General features: G+C 58.9%; 12 protein-coding genes and 4 tRNA genes. 13 read left to right on the top strand and 3 right to left on the bottom strand.

The genetic code is table 11. The features are described from left to right. Positions 1-107: 107 nt before the first annotated feature. Positions 108-2,399, top strand: a complete 2,292-nt coding sequence (locus MHM86_RS14320) for a DEAD/DEAH box helicase (RefSeq protein WP_239200753.1) — start codon at positions 108-110, stop codon at positions 2,397-2,399. A 169-nt stretch (positions 2,400-2,568) separates the two neighbouring features. Continuing rightward, positions 2,569-3,381, top strand: coding sequence for a polysaccharide deacetylase family protein (locus MHM86_RS14315; RefSeq protein WP_239200751.1), 813 nt, complete (start codon positions 2,569-2,571; stop codon positions 3,379-3,381). A 70-nt stretch (positions 3,382-3,451) separates the two neighbouring features. Here MHM86_RS14315 and MHM86_RS14310 read toward each other — a convergent pair whose 3' ends face one another. Continuing rightward, entirely contained in the window at positions 3,452-4,525 is a 1,074-nt protein-coding gene (locus MHM86_RS14310; protein ID WP_239200749.1) for an Mrp/NBP35 family ATP-binding protein, read from the bottom strand. A 319-nt stretch (positions 4,526-4,844) separates the two neighbouring features. Between MHM86_RS14310 and MHM86_RS14305 the strand changes: the two genes are divergently transcribed. Next, positions 4,845-5,069: a DUF1127 domain-containing protein gene (locus MHM86_RS14305; protein WP_239200747.1), complete on the top strand. Its 225-nt coding sequence runs from the start codon at positions 4,845-4,847 to the stop codon at positions 5,067-5,069. A 500-nt stretch (positions 5,070-5,569) separates the two neighbouring features. On the opposite strand, the gene MHM86_RS14300 is transcribed toward MHM86_RS14305, so the two are convergent. Continuing rightward, positions 5,570-6,463 (bottom strand): homocysteine S-methyltransferase family protein, encoded by an 894-nt coding sequence (locus tag MHM86_RS14300; protein ID WP_239200745.1) that lies wholly within the window; start codon positions 6,461-6,463, stop codon positions 5,570-5,572. A gap of 28 nt (positions 6,464-6,491) precedes the next feature. Next, positions 6,492-9,095, bottom strand: coding sequence for an ATP-dependent helicase (locus MHM86_RS14295; protein ID WP_239200743.1), 2,604 nt, complete (start codon positions 9,093-9,095; stop codon positions 6,492-6,494). Positions 9,096-9,383: 288 nt separating this feature from the next. Between MHM86_RS14295 and MHM86_RS14290 the strand changes: the two genes are divergently transcribed. The 10 genes from MHM86_RS14290 to xerC all read left to right on the top strand — a co-directional run bounded on the left by MHM86_RS14290 (position 9,384) and on the right by xerC (position 19,447). After that, positions 9,384-11,309, top strand: a complete 1,926-nt coding sequence (locus MHM86_RS14290; protein WP_370644180.1) for a diguanylate cyclase — start codon at positions 9,384-9,386, stop codon at positions 11,307-11,309. Between the two features lie 84 nt (positions 11,310-11,393). Next, complete coding sequence (locus tag MHM86_RS14285) at positions 11,394-12,527, top strand: alpha-hydroxy acid oxidase (protein ID WP_239200739.1); 1,134 nt, start codon at positions 11,394-11,396, stop codon at positions 12,525-12,527. 219 nt (positions 12,528-12,746) lie between these two features. Further along, entirely contained in the window at positions 12,747-16,184 is a 3,438-nt protein-coding gene (locus MHM86_RS14280) for a pyruvate carboxylase (RefSeq protein ID WP_239200737.1), read from the top strand. Positions 16,185-16,270: 86 nt separating this feature from the next. Beyond that, complete coding sequence (locus tag MHM86_RS14275; RefSeq protein ID WP_239200735.1) at positions 16,271-16,792, top strand: DUF2314 domain-containing protein; 522 nt, start codon at positions 16,271-16,273, stop codon at positions 16,790-16,792. Positions 16,793-16,900: 108 nt separating this feature from the next. Then, positions 16,901-17,305, top strand: a complete 405-nt coding sequence (locus MHM86_RS14270) for an MAPEG family protein (RefSeq protein WP_239200733.1) — start codon at positions 16,901-16,903, stop codon at positions 17,303-17,305. A gap of 154 nt (positions 17,306-17,459) precedes the next feature. Then, a tRNA-Gly gene (locus MHM86_RS14265) sits at positions 17,460-17,534 on the top strand. Between the two features lie 41 nt (positions 17,535-17,575). Next, positions 17,576-17,650 (top strand) — tRNA-Gly (locus MHM86_RS14260). A gap of 48 nt (positions 17,651-17,698) precedes the next feature. Further along, a tRNA-Gly gene (locus MHM86_RS14255) sits at positions 17,699-17,773 on the top strand. 155 nt (positions 17,774-17,928) lie between these two features. After that, positions 17,929-18,004 (top strand) — tRNA-Thr (locus MHM86_RS14250). Between the two features lie 105 nt (positions 18,005-18,109). Then, on the top strand, positions 18,110-19,447 hold the full coding sequence (gene xerC / locus MHM86_RS14245) for a tyrosine recombinase XerC (RefSeq protein WP_239200731.1): 1,338 nt from the start codon (positions 18,110-18,112) through the stop codon (positions 19,445-19,447). Positions 19,448-19,461 lie beyond the last annotated feature (14 nt).

The following is a 19,461-nucleotide window of genomic DNA, read 5'->3' as shown; positions in this document are numbered from 1 at the left end:
TCTGCCCAGAAATTCCTTTCCCAACGGGGCAAAACCCGTTAACTGCCGGGCCTTCACCTGCGCCACCGGCGCCCGATCTGCCCGGATGCGGGCCAAAGGATGACCTCATGACCTTGCCCTCCGACCTTCACCCGGCCCTTGCCGGTGCGCTGACAACACGCGGCTATGACACGCTGACCCAGGTTCAGCAGGAAATGACTGTGGCAGAGCGCGCGACCAAGGACATGCTGGTTTCGGCCCAGACCGGTTCTGGCAAGACGGTTGGGTTTGGTGTGGCACTTGCCCCCACACTGCTGGGCGACAACAGCGAACTGCCCCCCGCAGGCGCACCATTGGCCCTGATCATTGCGCCGACGCGCGAACTGGCGCTGCAGGTGCGCCGCGAATTTGAATGGCTGTACCGCGAATGTAATGCGCGCATGGGGTCTTGCGTGGGCGGCATGGACATGCGCACCGAACGGCGCACACTGGAACGCGGCACTCATATTGTGGTCGGCACCCCCGGTCGTCTGCGCGACCACATTGAGCGCGGCAGCATCGACCTCAGCCATATCCGTGCCGTGGTTCTGGATGAAGCGGATGAAATGCTCGACATGGGCTTTGCAGAGGATCTGGAACTGATCCTGTCGTCTGCGCCCGAAGATCGTCGCACGCTGATGTTTTCGGCCACCGTGCCTAAGGGAATTGAGCGTCTCGCGAAAAACTTCCTTAAAGATGACGCCGAACGTGTGCGCACCATCTCGAACACGCCGCAGCACGCAGACATTACCTATAAGGGCTTCAGCGTGATGCCCCACCATGTGGATGCGGCCGTGATCAACACCCTGCGCCTGCATGAGGCAGAAAACGCCATCGTGTTCTGCAACACCCGCGTGATGGTTGCCCGCCTGACCGCCCGCCTGTCGAACCGTGGGTTTCAGGTTGTGGCCCTGTCCGGGGAGTTGACCCAGCAGGAGCGCACCAACGCGCTGCAAGCCATGCGCGATGGCCGTGCCCGCGTCTGTGTGGCCACCGATGTGGCCGCCCGTGGCATCGACCTGCCGAAACTGGATCTGGTTGTGCATGCGGAACTGCCCAGCAACTCTGAAACGCTGCTGCACCGCTCTGGCCGGACGGGCCGCGCGGGGCGCAAAGGTGTTTCGGTCCTGATTGCCCCGCCCAAAGTGCGCAAGAAGGCAGAGCGTCTGCTGGGATGGGCGAAACTCAGCGCCGAATGGGGCGATGCCCCTTCGGCTGAGGCTGTGCGCATCGCAGATCGTGATCGTATGCTGACAGATCCTGTGTGGGACGTCACAGAAGAGGCACGCCACGAAGACGTCGCCTTGCTAACTGGCAAATTCAGCGCCGAACAGCTGGCGCAGGCCTATCTGGCCCTGCATGAAGAACGCCACTCGGCCCCCGAAGAACTGGAAAACGCCACCATGGGCAAGGACCGCAAGCGCGAGCCGCGTGTGGAACTGGGCCCGTCGGGTTGGGTGAGCCTCTCAGTCGGTCGCAAGGAACGGGCTGAGGCGCGTTGGTTGTTGCCGATGCTGCTGCGCTCTGGTGATCTGACCAAAGATGAGATCGGCGCGATCCGTGTCGCCCGTGACCTGACCTATGTAGAACTGGGCGAAAAGGCCCGCGCGCGCTTCCTCGACAAAATCGGTGATGGCGGTGAAATGGAAAAAGGCGTGCGTGTTGCCGCGGTGGATGAACTGCCCGACCTGCCTAAGCCTGAGCCACGCAAGCGTTTTGACGATGACCGCAAACCCCACCGCAAGGGCCCGCGCCGTGAGGATGACCGGGGTGATCGCAGTGGTGATCGCCGTGAGCGAAAGCCGCGCGAAAACCGTGAGGACCTTGGCCGCGACGATTGGAAAAAAGGCAGAAACCCCAAGCAGATGGCCAAGGACTGGGAAGATCGCCGCGACGATGAAGGCAAACGCGACAAGCCCAAGTTCGATAAAGCGAAATCAGATAAGCCGCGTTTTGAAAAGCCCAAGCGCGACCCCGAAGTGCATGACCATGCCAAAAAACCCTTCCGCAAAGCTGACGGCGACGGCGACCGCAAACCGCGTCACAAAAAGGGCGGCTTTGACGGCAAACCCGACCAGAAGGGCGAACGAAAGTTTGACGGCAAACCGACAGGCAAAGGCCCCAAAGGTGACTTCAAGGGCAAGCGCGAGTTCCGTGACGGCCCGCGTGAAGAGCGTAAAGGTGATTTCAAAGGCAAGGGCAAACCGGGCGGCAAGAGCTTTGGCAAGCCCGGTGGCAAATTTGAAGGCAAACCCAGCGGTAAGCCGGGCGGCAAACCCACTGGTAAACCGGGCGGCAAACCTGCTGGCAAGTTCGGCGGCAAGCCCAAGTTCAGCGGCCCCTCGCGTGGCCCCGACGCCATGCCGCGCCGCAAGAAATGATGTTGAAAACGGGGCCTCGGCCCCGTTTTTTATGCGCCGCCTCGCCGCAGGCCTTTGTTGCCAGATCCTGAACATTCCCTAAACCCGGCCCAAGACCGCCCAGAGTTTGCCACATTCTTCTACGAAAACTGCGTCCAACGATGGATAGCTTTCGCGGAGGAACGTGCAGATGACCTATATTCCGGCCCAAACCACCCTGTCCCCCGATGCCACACTGGCGGCGCAGGCAATGGCCATGCAGCCGCAAACGGTTGAGGCACGCCCCGCCCTGTGCCTGACCTTTGACGACAACTTCGTTCAGTCGTGGTTCGATCATCTGGATCTATTTGACAAATACGGCGCCAAAGCAACATTTTTCCTGTGCTGGCCCGAACGCATCAGCGCCAAAGAGCGCGACATGCTGCATCAGATACAGGATCGCGGTCACGAAATCGGGTTTCACACCCGTCAGCATGTGCGTTTACCTAAATACCTGCAATCCCACAGCCTTGAGGACTATCTGGATGACCAGATCGACCAAGGGCTTGAGGCGATGAATGATCTTGGCCTTGATCCGCGCAGCTTCTCTTTCCCCTACTTCCGGTTCCGCCCAAAACTGATTGAACCCCTGCTGGAGCGGTTTGATATTCTGCGCCTTGAAGGACCTTATGAGCACTTCAAAGACTCCCTCAGCAAACGCTACGCAAACCGTACGGTGAACACCTACTGCTTCACCGACAAAACCGGCATGAACCTGGACAGCGCCTATTACGCTGATCGCTTTTCATGGCTGAAGGAGCAAGGCGGGGTCGGTGTGACATGCGGCCATTTCCTTGGCACTACGGGGAACAAGTTTGCAAAAATGCGCTGCTCTAGCGATGATTTAGAGGGCATCCTTGCATTGGCGCAGGCCCACGCGTTCGATTTCGTCACTATGGCGGACCTTTATCAACCCGCCCCTGACCTCACAGCGCAGGCAGCTCCGGCCATCCTAGCCGCCTAAACGCAATCTTCGTCAATCGGTCACAAAAAAGGGCGCCGCAGCGCCCTTTTGCCGTTCCTCGCATTCGACATCAGGCCATGCCGCCCTTGACCAGACCGCTCGCCAATTTGGCATACGCCTCTGCCACGGGACTATCGCCAAGTGCCACCGGCGCGCCACCATCGCCACCCAGACGTGTGTCCAGGTCAATCGGCAACTGAGCCAGCAGCGGTACCCCCATATCAGCGGCCTCTTTCGCCACGCCACCGTGGCCAAAGATGTGGGTTTCATGACCGCATTCGGGGCAGAGAAACATCGACATGTTTTCCACCATGCCAAGGATCGGCGTATTCAGCGTGTTGAACATATCAATCGCCTTGCGTGCATCGATTAACGCGACATCCTGAGGGGTCGATACAATAATGGCGCCGGTCAGCACTGCGCGCTGACACAGGGTCAACTGCACATCACCAGTGCCGGGCGGCAAATCGACGATCAGCACATCCAGCTCGCCCCAGTTCACTTGCCCCAGCATCTGTTGCAGCGCCCCCATTAGCATCGGTCCCCGCCAGACCACAGCCTTATCCGGGTCCAGCATCAGACCGATAGACATCACAGTGACACCGTGCGCTGTCAGCGGTTCAATCGTTTTGCCATCAGGGCTGGCGGGTCGTTTCGACACGCCCATCATCCGCGGCTGAGACGGGCCGTAGATATCTGCATCAAGCAGGCCCACGCGCCGTCCCTGTTTCGCCAGCGCAACGGCAAGGTTCGCAGACACTGTGGACTTCCCAACACCGCCCTTACCAGACCCAACCACAAGGATGCGATCAACACCCGAGGGCTTCATCGGACCGGCCTGCGGCTGTGGATGGCCGCCGACCTTCAGGCTAGGCGCTGGTTTGGCCGGCGCGGCCGGCCCGTGAGCGGTAAGCGCCACCGTAACCTTATCGACACCCGGCAATGCAGCGACACAGCGTTCCGCCGCCGCCCGCAATGGTTCCATATGGCGCGCTTCTTCTGGGCTGGCCGCCTCAATCACAAAACGGACCTCGCCGCCGTCGATCTGCACTGCGCGCAGCATGTCGCGACTCACCAATGTGCCGCCGCCGGGCAGATCAATCTGCTGCAGCACAGTTTCAATATCAGTTCTGGCCAGAGCCATGCGCGTTCCCTCATTTTCTAACTGCTGATTCTTGCAGCAAATGCGCTTCAGACTACGCCAGTTTCAAGGCGATGGTGAAACCCAGAAAAATCAAAAAAACTGCCCTGAAATCCATCAAAGCATTATGTTTCAGCGACTTAGCACCCGATATGCCAAAAAATGACGCAGGGGAAAATAGGTCAGCTTTGCATATGCATTAGCTGCATGGCTGCGTTGCAGCATCGGGGATTGTGCAGCCGCAGCAAAGCCCCCATATTCAATTCATCGAAACAAACACGGTGCCAATATGCGGCGCCACTAAACAAAAAGAGACACTGAAATGGCACACGCCGCTACAGATCGCAGCCACTCCTTTGACATCGCAGACCGCTTTGCGGTGCTGATTCAGGATCTGCGCGACCGTTTGGCCCGTCGCAAGGTGTATCGCAAAACCATCAGTGAAATGTCGGTTCTGAGCAATCGGGACCTGGCTGATCTGGGGTATCACCGCAGCCAGCTGCGCTCCATCGCATGGGAAGCAGCATACCGCGACACACGAGTTTAAGGTTCCAGACGCTTCTCTCCTCCTCCCTGAAGCGTCTGAAATCTGCGGCGTTCTCTCTCCTCCTCCCTGAGGACGCCGCACCCAGATACGATAGACCTCTCTCCTCCTCCCTGAGGTCTTTCGTTGTCAAGAGCGGCACCTCCTCTCCTCCTCCCTGGAGGTGCCGCATCTGACAGCCCGGCGTGGCGAAACCGCTGCGGGGACAACAGAATACGATCGGGGCTTTTCCTCCTCCCTTGCTCCGGATCGTTGTCAAGAGCGGCGACCTCTCTCCTCCTCCCTGAGGTCGCCGCATCTTTGACCTGAATTGATTGGGATACGGTGCTCTCCTCCTCCTTCCTGAGGGCCCCACTAAAAAGACGGCGGCACCCTCCTCCTCCCTGGGCGCCGCCGTTTTTTGTTCATAACTAAAGACTTAGCTGCACCGCACGAAAAAGGGCGCGACCATATCGCGCCCGTTCAATGATACACAAGTCCTCACAGCACGACCTCGCAGCCGTTCACTCCGCAAAGTGATCGTGCAACGCGGCGATATGATCTGGCCCGATGCCACAGCACCCGCCAATGATCGTGGCACCCGCTGCAACCCAAGTGTCCGCCCACCTAAGGTAAGCCTCAGGCGTCATATCGGGGCGCAATTCGGTAATCTGATCGTTGGCCCCCTGATCGCCGCCATCCTTGTGATCGTCAAAGGCGTTGGCGTAGACACCCACCTCTGCGCTGCTCCCTACCGCCGCGATCGCGCGCGCTGTAATGGAGACGGCCGCCGCCATCACCTCTGGCTGAGAACAGTTAAAGAGAATCGCATCGACACCCGCACGCGCAGCGTACTCCGCCGCCGCAGCTACAGATTCGCCGGACCGCAACACGGGCGCATCTATTGCGTCATCCTGTAGCGTGAAGGCCAGCCAAACAGGGCGCGCCTCTCCGCGTAGCGCGGTCAGCGCCGCCTCTGCTTCTTCTAGGCTGGAGGTGGTTTCAATCAGCCACAGGTCCACATGGGGTGACTGCGCGGTGATCAACTGATCCAGCATGGCTGGCGCGCGTCGTGCATCAAAACGTTGTGGTTCATAAGACCCGAACAACGGCGGGATACAGCCCGCAACCTGTACCGCTCTGCCTTCCACCGCCTGCCGCGCCAAACGGGCAGCTTGATCGGCCAGATCCGCGCCGCGACTTTCAAAACGCGCTTCACCAATGTGGAACGGCACCAGCGCATAAGCATTCACAGTCACCACCTGCGCCCCTGCAGCGACGAAATTACAATGCGCCGCCAACACCGCCTCTGGCGTTTCTATCAGCGCCCCTGCGGACCACTCCGGCTGCGTCAGTTCGGCGCCGCAGACCACCAATTCACGACTGATGCCGCCATCGAGAAGGGTAATTTTCCCCATATATCTATTCTCTTAACACTTTTGTCTTTTAGAACGGCACATCCCCGCCGGCGCTGTCTGCACTGGTGACAAACTTGGCCACCACCTTTTTAGGGCCCGCTTTTTCAAAATCAATCTCCAGCTTATCGCCCTCGATGCCGGTGATACTGCCGTAGCCGAATTTCTGGTGAAAGACCCGATCGCCCAGCGTGTAGGCGCTGATCGCCTGCAGGTCGATGATGGTGTTGCGGTTTTCCTTCGGCTGGCTCAGCGGACGCTGCTGACTGCGTGCCTGCATCCGTTTCCACCCGGGGGAGTTATAGGCATCTGCCTCCGCAACCCGGCGGTCGATGGTGGACGCGCCATAGTCATGACCGACGCCGCCATATCCGCCGCCTGCATACCCAGATCCGGTCAGCACCTCGACGTGCTCTACCGGCAGCTCATCTCTGAAACGCGAAACCAGCTGAGACTGCCATTGACCATATATGCGGCGGTTGTCAGCATATGAAATAGTGCACAGCTCTTCGGCGCGGGTGATGCCCACATAAGCCAGCCGGCGCTCTTCCTCCAACCCCTTCGTGCCGCTTTCATCCATCGAGCGTTGCGACGGAAACAGCCCGTCTTCCCAACCTGGCAAAAAGACAACGGGAAATTCCAGACCCTTGGCGGCATGCAGGGTCATGATCGACACCTTAGGCACGTCATCGCCCTTCTCATTGTCCATGACGAGAGAGACGTGTTCGAGGAAACCCTGAATGTTTTCAAAGTTATCGAGCTGGCCAACCAGTTCCTTGAGGTTTTCCAACCGCCCCGGTGCTTCGGGCGTTTTGTCGTTCTGCCACATGGTTGTGTAGCCGGATTCGTCGAGGATCATCTCGGCCAGATCGACATGGGTGAAATCGGATTGTGTCGCCTTCGCGCGCGCGGCCTGCTCCGGTTGATAACCAGTCTCCGCAAAGACCGGCTCCCCATCGTCCAGAATATCGGGGTCCACATCCTGATAGGGCGTGACCGGAACAGGGATCAGCGCATTCCAACGGGCCAAATCATCCACCAATCGACGTAGATTGGTGCCGCCTTTGCCCTTGATCAGACCGTCATCCAATGCCAGGCGCGCCCCGTCCAGAAGCGACACACCGTTTTCACGGGCGGATCGTTGAATGGTCTGCTGCGCCTTATCACCCAGACCACGTTTGGGCGTGTTCACGATCCGCTCGAACGCCAGATCATCGCTGGGCGATGTCACCAGCCGGAAATAGGCCATGGCATCGCGGATCTCCATCCGTTCATAAAAGCGTGGGCCGCCGATGACGCGATACGGCAACCCGATGGTGAGAAAGCGATCCTCAAACGCCCGCATCTGGTGCGAGGCGCGGACAAGGATGGCCATATCATCAAGGCTATAGGGACGCATGCCACGACTGCCCTTCTGGTAGGCCTCAATCTCTTCGCCGATCCAGCGCGCTTCTTCTTCGCCGTCCCAGATCCCTTTCAGCAGAACTTTCTTGCCGTCGTCACGTTCGGTGTGCAGCGTCTTGCCCAAACGGTTAGAATTGTTGGCAATCACCGCCGAAGCCGCCGCCAGAATATGCGGGGTGGAGCGGTAGTTCTGTTCCAGACGGATCACCTCCGCCCCCGGAAAATCCTTTTCAAACCGCAGGATATTGCCCACCTCGGCGCCGCGCCAGCCATAGATCGACTGATCATCATCGCCAACGCAGCAGATGTTTTTGTGCCCACCTGCCAACAGACGCAGCCATAGGTACTGCGCCACGTTGGTATCCTGATATTCGTCCACCAGAATATAGCGGAAGCGGCGGCGATATTGTTCCAGCAGATCAGGATAGCGCTGATAGATCGACACCACATGCAACAACAGATCGCCGAAGTCACAGGCATTCAGCTCGATCAAGCGACGCTGATATTGCGCGTATAGCTCAATACCGCGATTGTTGAACGCAGCCGCCTCAGACGTGGGCACCTGTTCCGGTGTCCATGCGCGGTTCTTCCAATGATCAATAATCCCCGAAAGCTGCCGCGCTGGCCAGCGTTTGACATCCATTCCCGACGCCTCGATCAGCTGTTTCAGCAGGCGGTTCTGGTCGTCAGTGTCCAGAATGGTGAAGTTGCTTTTCAGATGCCCCTGCGGACCCTGCGCACCGGGGATTGGGCGGCCGCCCAGATCCTCGATCACCGAGTCATCATTGTGCAGCTGCGCAATCGGATCCTCAGCACGGCCCAGCGCCAGATCCAGCGTAACCAGTTCAGCGTGACGGCGCAGGATCTTCACACAAATTGAATGGAAGGTGCCAAGCCACGGCATCCCCTCCACCTGCTGACCCAGAAGGCGTCCCACACGGTCCTTCATCTCCCGTGCAGCCTTGTTGGTGAAGGTCACCGACAGGATCTGCCCCGGATGGGCGCGGCCGGTGTTCAGAAGATGCACAATCCGTGTGGTCAGCGCCTTGGTCTTGCCGGTGCCAGCGCCCGCCAGCATCAGGACGGGGCCATCCAGCGCCTCTACCGCGGCGCGTTGGGCTGGGTTCAGATCATCAAGATAGGGCGCAGGGCGGGAGGCCATAGCGCGTTGGGACAGCGAGCCGCCGACAGATGCGCCCTCAAAGGCGTCGAATTCGTCAAAATCGTTCATGGCGTGATCCTAGCCTGATTCAGTCCGCGCGAAAAGAGACGTTCGCACAATGTTCACACTATGTTCCATCAGGAATATCAAGCAACCGCTGCACCCAAATCTCTCAAATTTTCAGGACCCCGTAACGCTGCAATGCCATCGCAGGACCGCGGTCTTAACCTTTTATCAAGCCCCGTCTGTCAGGGTGAAAGCGGGGATATGTCAGAGAGGCGCGATATGACCAATACGTTCACCGAACTCCTTCGCACGTTTCGGCGCGGAATGGGCTTGATTGGGTTCCTGTCTATCATGTTGGTGATCACCCTGGCGGCCGTCTACTGGGCGCCCGCACCGATTGCGGAACGGCTGATCCGTGACGACATCCATGCACAGGCGGAATTGTGGAAAAAACAAGTTATTTTACAAATGGATGATGCGGAAAACAGCTTCACCACATCATCCGTCACTGCCCATGATCAACGCTTTCTGCGCCTGCTCGTGGAAGCGACAGATGTCTACCGCTTTCATCTGTTTGACAGCAGCGGCAAGATTTTCTGGTCCACTGATGGCGCCCAAATTGGCACCATGGCGGAAAGTGACTATTTCCACCAATTGGTTGCTAAGGGGCTGGTCTACTACAAAACAGAAGATAAACCCGCATGGGAAGTGACCGCAGCACAACATATCAAGGTTCAACAACAGGCGGCGACAGACGACAGTTACGGGCATGATCACACGCATGATCAGGGTCATTCACACGAAAACCTCACATCAGTGTCGCAGTCCTACCTCACTGGCGATGCGGCAGATGCGATGCGCCAGGTGGCAGAAATATATGTGCCGTTTATGCATAATGGCCACTTTGACGGCGCGATTGAGTTTTACACAGATATCACGGAAACGCGGGCCAATATCCTGAACCGCGTACGCCTGTTGTTGGCCGGTATTGCTGGCGCCGTTGTCATGACGATGATCACCGCCGGAATGCTATTGCACCGCAACAATGCCCGTCATGTCACGCAGTTGAACCGCCGCAATGACAAGGAACGCGATATCATCGACCAACAGCTTCGGCTGGCCCGTGAGGTGCAGCTTTTGGGGGAGTTGAATGAATGGCTGCAATCCAGCCACTCGCTGGAAGAACTGTTTGAAATGGTGGCACGCTTCATGACCCATATCCTGCCCAATGCCGAGGGCAGCGTGTATGTCTACTCCAACTCCCGCGATGTTCTGGATGGGTCGGCCAAGTGGAACGGCGGGACAGTAAAACCGCATATCCATCCAGAGGAATGCTGGGGCCTGCGGCGTGGGCGCACCTATGAATACGGCGCGTCAGAGGTGGATTTTGTCTGCGATCACGCTGAACCCCATGATGGGCGGCCTTACTACTGCTTTCCCATTCTGGCGCATGGCGAAACAGTCGGGCTGATGCATCTGCGCGCCGCCGCTGGACATGAGGCGAACTTTCGCCAGAACAAGAAACTGGCGCGGATGTGCGCAGAACAGATCTCAATGGCGATTGCCAATGTGCGGATGCGTGACCAGTTGCAGGATCAGTCGGTGCGTGACCCGCTGACCGGATTGTTCAACCGCCGCCACATGACCGAAACCCTGCGCAAGGCCATCGGCAACAGCCAGAGCACCGGCGCGCCGCTGAGCCTGATTGCCGTGGATGTGGATCACTTCAAGAAGTTTAACGACAACCACGGCCATGACGCCGGTGACATGATCCTGCGCGCCGTCGGCTCAGCCCTGGAAAAAGCCTGTGACGGCGATCAGATCGCCTGCCGCCCTGGCGGAGAAGAGTTCACCCTGATCCTACCCGGCGTCTATGATGCGGATGCACTGATAAAAGCCGAAGCGCTGCGCCAGGCAGTTGAAGCGATCTCGTTACGTTATGGCGACAAAACGCTGCCGACGGTGACCATTTCGCTGGGGGTATCACATTACCCGCAACATGGGTCGATGCCGCAGGACCTGATGCGCAGCGCGGATGAGGCCCTCTATGAGGCCAAAGCGCACGGCCGCAATCAAGTTCAGCAAGCCATGGGCGCAGCCCCGCAGCCACGCGATGCCAGCGTGGCGAACACATCCACCGACGCCTCAGCTCCCGCGATTGAGGACACACCTATCGACGTCAAAAACTGGGATCAGGACCGCGCAAGTGACCGCACGGACCCTGACGCCAAGAAGGGAGACGACAAACCTTCCCCTCCGGCCGTCGCTGCACAGTAAGAGGAGCAGGTGCAGATACGCCAGCGGGCGGGCTGCGGCCATCTCGGCACTGGACAATCCCTCCGCCTCGGAAAACTATGCGGCATGGATCTGCATCAACGCTACCCCGCCCTTACTGATCTGCGTGCCAAGGCGCGCAAACGCTTGCCGTGGTTTGTTTTTGAATACCTCGATAGCGCCACAGGTGACGAACACACGCAGCGGCGCAATCGTCAAAGCCTGGACGCGATCCAGCTCATGCCCTCCATCCTGCACGGCGAACAAGAGGTGGACCTTTCGGTCAGCCTGATGGGCCAAACCTACGCCCTACCTTTTGGCGTTTCGCCGGTGGGCATGTCGGGCCTGTTCTGGCCCGATGCCGAACGTATCTTGGCCCGCGCCGCAACACGGCACCGGATTCCATACGGGCTGTCCACAGTCGCCAGTCGCACGCCGGAGGATCTGCGCGACTGCATTGCTGGCAACGGCTGGTTTCAGATCTACCCGCCCCGCGACCCCAGCATCCGCGCCGACATGCTGAAACGGGCCCGCGATGCGGGGTTCACCACGCTGGTACTGACCGTCGATGTGCCCGTTGCCAGCCGCCGCGAGCGACAGGTGCGATCAGGCCTGACCAGCCCACCGCGCCTGACCCCGCGGCTACTGGCCCAAGTGGCGCGGTGTCCCGCGTGGGCGGTGGGCATGGCGCGCCTTGGCATGCCGCGCATGCGCCTGATCGACAGCTATGCGGCGGCTGTCACTGGCCTCAGCTCCACCGAACACGCAGGCTATTTACTGCGCACCTCGCCCGATTGGGATTATCTGAAAGCGCTGCGTGACGGCTGGGACGGCCCGTTGGTTATCAAAGGCGTGATGGATCCGCGCGACGTCAAACCGCTGGCGGCGGCGGGGGTCGATGGCCTCTGGGTGTCCAACCACGCGGGTCGCCAATTTGACGCGGCCCCTGCCAGCATCGACATGCTGCCGCTGATCCGTGCGGAAACCGACCTGCCCGTGATCTTTGACAGCGGGATCGAAGGGGGCTTGGATTTATGTCGCGCACTGGCGCTGGGGGCGGATTTTGTAATGATGGGACGGGCATGGCATTATGCCCTCGGCGCGCTGGGGGCGCATGGGCCGGACCACTTGATCGACATTCTACAGCGCGATCTTGTCGCGAATATGGGACAGATGGGCGTCACCAGACCAAACGGTATGACCTCTCGCCGCTTAAAGTGAGCGCGACAACGGTGCAGGGTGACTCGGGTCTATTGTGAATAACTGATGCGCGAATGCGCACATTGCACACATTAAACCGTAAATTACCTGCAAAATCGCAGCATACGGACAGCCATTGGTCATCTTTTGTGACCGATATGGATCAAAAACGTTGCGCTGCGATGCAGCAACGTGCCAAGCACTGTCACAGAAATTTCACGGAACGCGGGAGTGCGCACCATGTCTGAGTTCAATAAGATCCTGATTGCCAACCGGGGTGAGATTGCCATTCGCATCATGCGAGCAGCCAACGAGCTGGGCAAAACCACCGTTGCTGTCTTTGCCGAAGAGGACAAGCTGGGCCTTCACCGCTTCAAAGCGGATGAAGCGTACCGCATCGGCGAAGGTCTGGGTCCGGTGGCCGCCTACCTGTCGATCGACGAAATCATTCGCGTTGCCAAAGAATGCGGCGCTGACGCAATCCACCCGGGCTATGGCCTGTTGTCGGAGAACCCAGACTTTGTAGACGCCTGCACGGCGAACGGCATCACCTTCATCGGCCCCAAAGCCGAAACCATGCGCGCCCTTGGTGACAAAGCCAGCGCCCGTAAGGTTGCCATCTCTGCCGATGTTCCGGTGATCCCCGCGACGGAGGTGCTGGGCGATGACATGGCCGCAATCAAGGCCGAGGCAGCCGAAATCGGCTACCCCCTGATGCTGAAGGCCAGCTGGGGTGGTGGCGGTCGTGGCATGCGCCCGATCTACGGCGAAGATGAGCTGGAAGAGAAGGTGCTGGAAGGCCGCCGTGAAGCCGAAGCCGCCTTTGGCAATGGCGAGGGCTATCTGGAAAAGATGATCACCCGCGCCCGCCACGTAGAGGTGCAGATCCTTGGCGACAGCCACGGTGAAATCTACCACCTGTGGGAACGCGACTGTTCCGTTCAGCGCCGCAACCAAAAGGTTGTTGAGCGTGCCCCTGCCCCCTACCTGACCGACGAACAGCGCGCGGAAATCTGTGAACTGGGCCGCCGCATCTGTTCGCATGTGAACTACGAATGCGCCGGTACTGTTGAATTCCTGATGGATATGGATTCGGGCAAGTTCTATTTCATCGAAGTAAACCCGCGTGTTCAGGTGGAACACACCGTCACCGAGGAGGTGACAGGCATCGACATCGTGCAGGCGCAGATCAAAATTGCTGAGGGCAAAACCCTGGCGGAGGCAACCGGCAAGGCATCGCAAGATGAGGTGCAGTTGAACGGTCACGCGCTGCAGACCCGGATCACCACCGAAGACCCGCAAAACAACTTCATTCCCGACTATGGCCGCATCACCGCATACCGTTCTGCAACCGGCATGGGCATCCGTCTGGACGGCGGCACGGCCTATTCTGGCGGGGTGATCACACGTTACTACGACTCGCTCTTGGTGAAGGTGACCGCATGGGCCCCAACGCCAGAGGCGGCGATTCACCGGATGGACCGCGCCCTGCGTGAATTCCGTATTCGTGGGGTTTCGACCAATATCGCGTTCGTGGAAAACCTGCTGAAACATCCGACCTTCCTCAGCAATGAATACACCACAAAATTCATCGATGACTCGACCGATCTGTTCAACTTTGCCAAGCGTCGTGACCGCGGCACCAAGGTTCTGACCTATATCGCCGACATCTCTGTCAACGGGCATCCGGAAACCACCGACCGCCCTGCGCCTGCCGCCGATCTGAAACTGCCCAAGGCACCGGAGCACAGCGTTGAAATCCCCGCTGGCACCCGCAACCTTTTGGAGGCTGAGGGGCCGAAGGCTGTAGCCGACTGGATGCTGGCGCAGCAAAAACTGCTGCTGACAGATACCACCATGCGTGACGGTCACCAGTCGCTGCTGGCGACCCGTATGCGGTCAATCGACATGGTGCGTGCGGCGCCCAGCTATGCCAGCAACCTGCCGGAACTCTTCTCGGTCGAGTGCTGGGGCGGCGCGACCTTCGACGTGGCCTACCGCTTCTTGCAGGAATGTCCGTGGCAGCGTCTGCGCGATCTGCGCACCGCGATGCCGAACCTGATGACCCAGATGCTGCTGCGTGCCTCGAACGGTGTGGGCTATACCAACTACCCCGACAACGTGGTCCAATCCTTCGTAGCTGAGGCCGCCAAAGGCATCGACGTCTTCCGCGTGTTTGACAGCCTGAACTGGGTTGAAAACATGCGCGTTGCAATGGATGCGGTGAATGAAGCAGGCAAAGTCTGCGAGGGCACCATCTGCTACACTGGCGACATTCTGGACCCGAACCGCGCGAAGTATGACCTGCAGTACTACGTTAACATGGGTAAAGAACTGGAAGCCGCAGGCGCACACGTTCTGGGCCTGAAGGATATGGCGGGTCTGTTAAAGCCCGCATCGGCCCGCGTGCTGGTCAAAGCCCTGAAGGAAGAGCTGTCCATTCCGGTGCATTTCCACACCCACGATACATCCGGCATCGCAGGCGCAACAATTCTGGCTGCCGCCGACGCAGGTGTGGACGCAGTGGATGCGGCGATGGATGCATTCTCAGGCGGCACCTCGCAGCCCTGCCTTGGTTCGATTGTCGAAGCGCTGGCCAACACCGACCGGGACACCGGCATCAACATCGCCCGCGTGCGCGAGATCAGCAACTACTGGGAACAGGTCCGCGCACAATATACCGCCTTTGAAAGCGGTCTGGCAGCCCCCGCGTCAGAGGTATACCTGCACGAAATGCCCGGCGGTCAGTTCACCAACCTCAAAGCGCAGGCGCGCTCATTGGGGCTGGAGGATCGCTGGCACGAAGTGGCACAGATGTATGCTGACGCCAACCAGATGTTCGGCGATATCGTCAAGGTGACCCCGTCATCCAAGGTTGTGGGTGACATGGCACTGATGATGGTCTCCCAGGGCCTCAGCCGTGCGGATGTCGAAGACCCACAGAAAGACGTGGCCTTCCCCGACTCGGTCGTGGACATGATGCGCGGCAACCTCGGCCAGCCTCCGGGCGGGTTCCCTGAAGGGATCGTTGCCAAAGCCCTGAAGGGTGAGGCGCCGAACACCGATCGCCCCGGCGCGCATCTGCCGCCTGTCGATCTGGACGAGACCCGCGCGAAACTGAGTGCCGATCTGGGGGGGGCTGAGATCGACGATGAGGACCTGAACGGCTACCTGATGTATCCCAAGGTCTTCATGGATTACATGCAGCGCCACGATCAATACGGTCCCGTACGCACCCTGCCGACCCAGACCTTCTTCTACGGGATGGACCCCGGCGATGAGATCACGGCAGAAATTGATCCGGGCAAAACTCTGGAAATCCGCCTGCAGGCCATCGGTGAAACCGATGAGAACGGCGAAGTGAAGGTGTTCTTTGAACTGAACGGTCAGCCGCGTGTGATCCGCGTGCCGAACCGTCTGGTCAAAGCATCCACTGCGGCCCGTCCCAAAGCAGAGCTGGGCAACCCTGACCACATCGGCGCGCCGATGCCAGGTGTTGTCGCCTCTGTCGGAGTGACCGTTGGTCAAGAGGTGAACGAAGGCGACCTGCTTCTGACGATTGAGGCGATGAAGATGGAAACCGGCATCCACGCCGAACGTAAAGCTGTGGTGAAGGCGGTTCACGTTCAAGCGGGCGGTCAAATTGACGCCAAAGACCTGCTGGTCGAATTGAGCTGATCGCGCCTCAGCCGCGCCCATCGCGTGCGTTGACACCAAGGAAATCGCGGGCCACTGTGCCCGCGATTTTTCTTTGGAGTTTTCAGATGATTTTGCGATCCGCCCGCGTCCTTTCTCTGGCGCTGACATTTGCCCTGCCCCTCGCCACTTTGGCGGCAACGCCGTCCATCGCAGGCGACGACGTGGTGAAATTCGCCACAGATGACAGCGCAATGAACCGCGCCACCGCAGAGGCCCGTGCCAGTCTGGGCGCAACGCTGGATCATCTGCGCCAACCTGATGGCAGCTACCCTGCGGAGCTGTCGCTAAAGGTAGGCTTTCCCATCGACCACCCCGACATCAACACCGAAGTGATCTGGATCGACAGCCTCAGCGATCTGCCGGACGGCCAGATGCAGGGCCGCTTTGCCAATGCGCCGAACGCCATCGCCGGTGCCAGCCTCGGCAGCGCAGCCACATTCGCGCGTGCAGAGGTGCAGGATTGGTCCTACTACGATGGCCGCACGCTTTACGGCAATTACACCACCCGGGCGATGCTGCCCCATCTGGAAGAAGCACAGGCCGCACAGCTGCGCCAGCTGCTGTCGCAGACCCCGACACTTCCATGATCCCACGATAAATTCAGCCGCGCCGCTGCGTCAGCGGTGCGATTTCAATCTGGTCACATCGGCCCTGCAAGGGCACCTTTACATGATCGAATTCAAGGGAGCACGCGAATGACACCTGACCTCCACAGCCTCAGCGCCACACCACTCTACGCCGGCCTGTCGGCGCTGCTGTATCTCTACCTCAGTGTCTATGTAATCAAACACCGGAGGCAACTGATGAAGACGCAGGGCCAAGGCAACACCGACGCGCTGCAAAAGGCCATTCGCGTGCACGGCAACTGCGGCGAATATACGCCGCTGGCACTGATCCTGCTGCTGTTGATCGAACTGCAGGGTGCGCCTCTGTGGGCGGTGCATTTGCTGGGTATTGCGTTTGTCCTGGGCCGCGTTCTGCACGCCATAGGTTTCGGTCGCACCCCTCAGATCATCCCGATGCGTCAGGCCGGTATGATCCTGACCCTGGTCATGCTGATCCTGTCCAGCGTAGGCCTTATTGCACATGCGCTGATCTGACCAGTCCGCCCGCATTATCGCAACAGGCCCCCCGTCGGGCCTGTTTGTGTTTCAGCACTTCTCTTTTTCCCTCAGGGCATTTTTTTACCCAAGCGACACATTTTCCACTTGCGGCCCTCGGCCAGTGTTTGTATTCCACGCCTCACCTAAGGAAGCGGGCGTAGCTCAGGGGTAGAGCATAACCTTGCCAAGGTTAGGGTCGGGCGTTCGAATCGCCTCGCCCGCTCCAATTAGGTATACCCACGGTGGTCACCCAACCATCAAAAGGAAGCGGGCGTAGCTCAGGGGTAGAGCATAACCTTGCCAAGGTTAGGGTCGGGCGTTCGAATCGCCTCGCCCGCTCCAACTTCCTCCTATCGGAGGCGTCAGAACTGCGTCAGTGTTCACAACGGAGCGGGCGTAGCTCAGGGGTAGAGCATAACCTTGCCAAGGTTAGGGTCGGGCGTTCGAATCGCCTCGCCCGCTCCAATTTAACACTCACGACACCTTCAGAATGTGCAAAGCAAGCATTTTTAACCTGCGGCACGCAATCTGTCATTTTTCCTGCCCAGACCGACATTTGCCCCCTTGCACCCCCCCGCCCGGTCCGTTAATTCGAGGTGCAAGCCAGCCTAGCTGGCCGTGCCCCTATAGCTCAGCTGGTAGAGCAACTGATTTGTAATCAGTAGGTCCGCGGTTCGAGTCCGTGTGGGGGCACCAGTATTTTGCGAAATATCTATATTTTTCAGCAAAATCAGGCACTTCGACTTGTCGTCGCACACACAATGCGGCACACATCGGAGACACATCCTTATGGCTCTACTCATGAAACTCAAATACATTGACATGGTGGGTAAGGATAAATCCACCCCACGTTATCGCCGCCGAATCCCGATTCTTTGCCAAGAGGCGCTGGGCAAAGAGTGGTTTCAAGTCCACCTCCGTAACAAATCAGGCGCACGGATGATCGCGGAATGGGAAACCATTGGTCGAGAGTTTGATAAGCTGATTGCAGACACGACCAAGCGCCTGAAAGGCGAAGACAACAGAAGCCCCGCCACGCTTTGGCGCGATGCCATCTTGAAGGCTGAGGGGGTTCTGGATGGAGTCATAGGTCTAGACCGCGACGATGCGCGAACTGTTGTTGCCGATAGCTTGATTGACAACGGGGAAGACCCGATGGTCATCAAAGCCGTTCTCGCCCCAGACACCGAAGCCCCTGCAATCACCCTTTTGGATGCCCGCAACATCTACGCAGAGGAGCGCGTTAAAGGTGACCCCGACAAGACCACGCGACTTGAACGGCATGTAGCCCGTATGGAGCATGTTCTGGGGCCGCTGAAGGATATGCCTCTGGTCTCCCTGAAGCGAGAGCATGGGCGCAAAGTGCGGGATTACCTCCTCAACACCTACAAGAAGAAGAACGGAAAGAAGCTGTCTGTGGCCAGTATCAGGCGTGAAATCTCGATCATGTCCGCGATGGTCGCCCTTGGTATCCGAGAGCATGACCTTGACGGGAAAGCCATCAATCCCTTCACGAACCTTGAATTGCCGAAGTCGGAAGGCCGCAAAAGTGAGAAGCGTTTGCCCCTGCCCGACGATGTGGTCACCGCCACCCGCGCAAAACTAATGACGCTTAAGAAAAACCCTGCCCTACACTTGACGTGGCGCATTATGGCGGGCACTTCGGCTCATGCGAAGGAAGTGGCGTATCTGGAGCTTCAGGACATTGACCTAGAGCGCGAAGCCCTCAGCATCCGTGCGAACAACTTGCGTGGCGACCTGAAGACAGGCTCAAGGGACCGCGACATTCCCTTGGTCGGTGATGCCCTAGAGGCGGCGAAAGAGGCAGTTGAACTTGCCGGTAAGAACGCCGCGCCGACCACAGCGATTTTCCCGCGATATTCAAAGAGCCGCCGCAGTCACGACAACCTTAGTGGAATCCTGAAGAAGCACCTTGAGGCCTACCGGACCAGCGACCGCCATACCCCCTATTGTCTACGGCATAGAATTTCTGCCAAGCTGCGCGTAGCTGGCGCTGAACAAGTCGTCATTGACCGCGTTTTGGGGCACTCAATCGGCGGCATCGGTGCGGCGACTTATGGGGGCACTGACGATCGACTTGAGGTGGACCGAAAGTGGCTGAAGAAGGCGCTGCGATAGGCGACTAAGCTCCG

This window comes from Thalassobius sp. Cn5-15 (assembly GCF_022347685.1).
GTDB lineage: Bacteria > Pseudomonadota > Alphaproteobacteria > Rhodobacterales > Rhodobacteraceae > Thalassobius.
The sequence above is the reverse complement of the archived record's forward strand: the minus strand, read 5'-3'. Positions and strand labels throughout refer to the sequence as shown.

What these genes read in the sequence shown, in the direction of transcription:
- MHM86_RS14320 (WP_239200753.1), top strand. Translation starts at nt 108, where the DNA reads ATGACCTTGCCCTCCGACCTTCACCCGGCCCTTGCCGGTGCGCTGACA.
- MHM86_RS14315 (WP_239200751.1), top strand. Translation starts at nt 2,569, where the DNA reads ATGACCTATATTCCGGCCCAAACCACCCTGTCCCCCGATGCCACACTG.
- MHM86_RS14310 (WP_239200749.1), bottom strand. Translation starts at nt 4,525, where the DNA reads ATGGCTCTGGCCAGAACTGATATTGAAACTGTGCTGCAGCAGATTGAT.
- MHM86_RS14305 (WP_239200747.1), top strand. Translation starts at nt 4,845, where the DNA reads ATGGCACACGCCGCTACAGATCGCAGCCACTCCTTTGACATCGCAGAC.
- MHM86_RS14300 (WP_239200745.1), bottom strand. Translation starts at nt 6,463, where the DNA reads ATGGGGAAAATTACCCTTCTCGATGGCGGCATCAGTCGTGAATTGGTG.
- MHM86_RS14295 (WP_239200743.1), bottom strand. Translation starts at nt 9,095, where the DNA reads ATGAACGATTTTGACGAATTCGACGCCTTTGAGGGCGCATCTGTCGGC.
- MHM86_RS14290 (WP_370644180.1), top strand. Translation starts at nt 9,384, where the DNA reads ATGTTGGTGATCACCCTGGCGGCCGTCTACTGGGCGCCCGCACCGATT.
- MHM86_RS14285 (WP_239200739.1), top strand. Translation starts at nt 11,394, where the DNA reads ATGGATCTGCATCAACGCTACCCCGCCCTTACTGATCTGCGTGCCAAG.
- MHM86_RS14280 (WP_239200737.1), top strand. Translation starts at nt 12,747, where the DNA reads ATGTCTGAGTTCAATAAGATCCTGATTGCCAACCGGGGTGAGATTGCC.
- MHM86_RS14275 (WP_239200735.1), top strand. Translation starts at nt 16,271, where the DNA reads ATGATTTTGCGATCCGCCCGCGTCCTTTCTCTGGCGCTGACATTTGCC.
- MHM86_RS14270 (WP_239200733.1), top strand. Translation starts at nt 16,901, where the DNA reads ATGACACCTGACCTCCACAGCCTCAGCGCCACACCACTCTACGCCGGC.
- xerC (WP_239200731.1), top strand. Translation starts at nt 18,110, where the DNA reads ATGAAACTCAAATACATTGACATGGTGGGTAAGGATAAATCCACCCCA.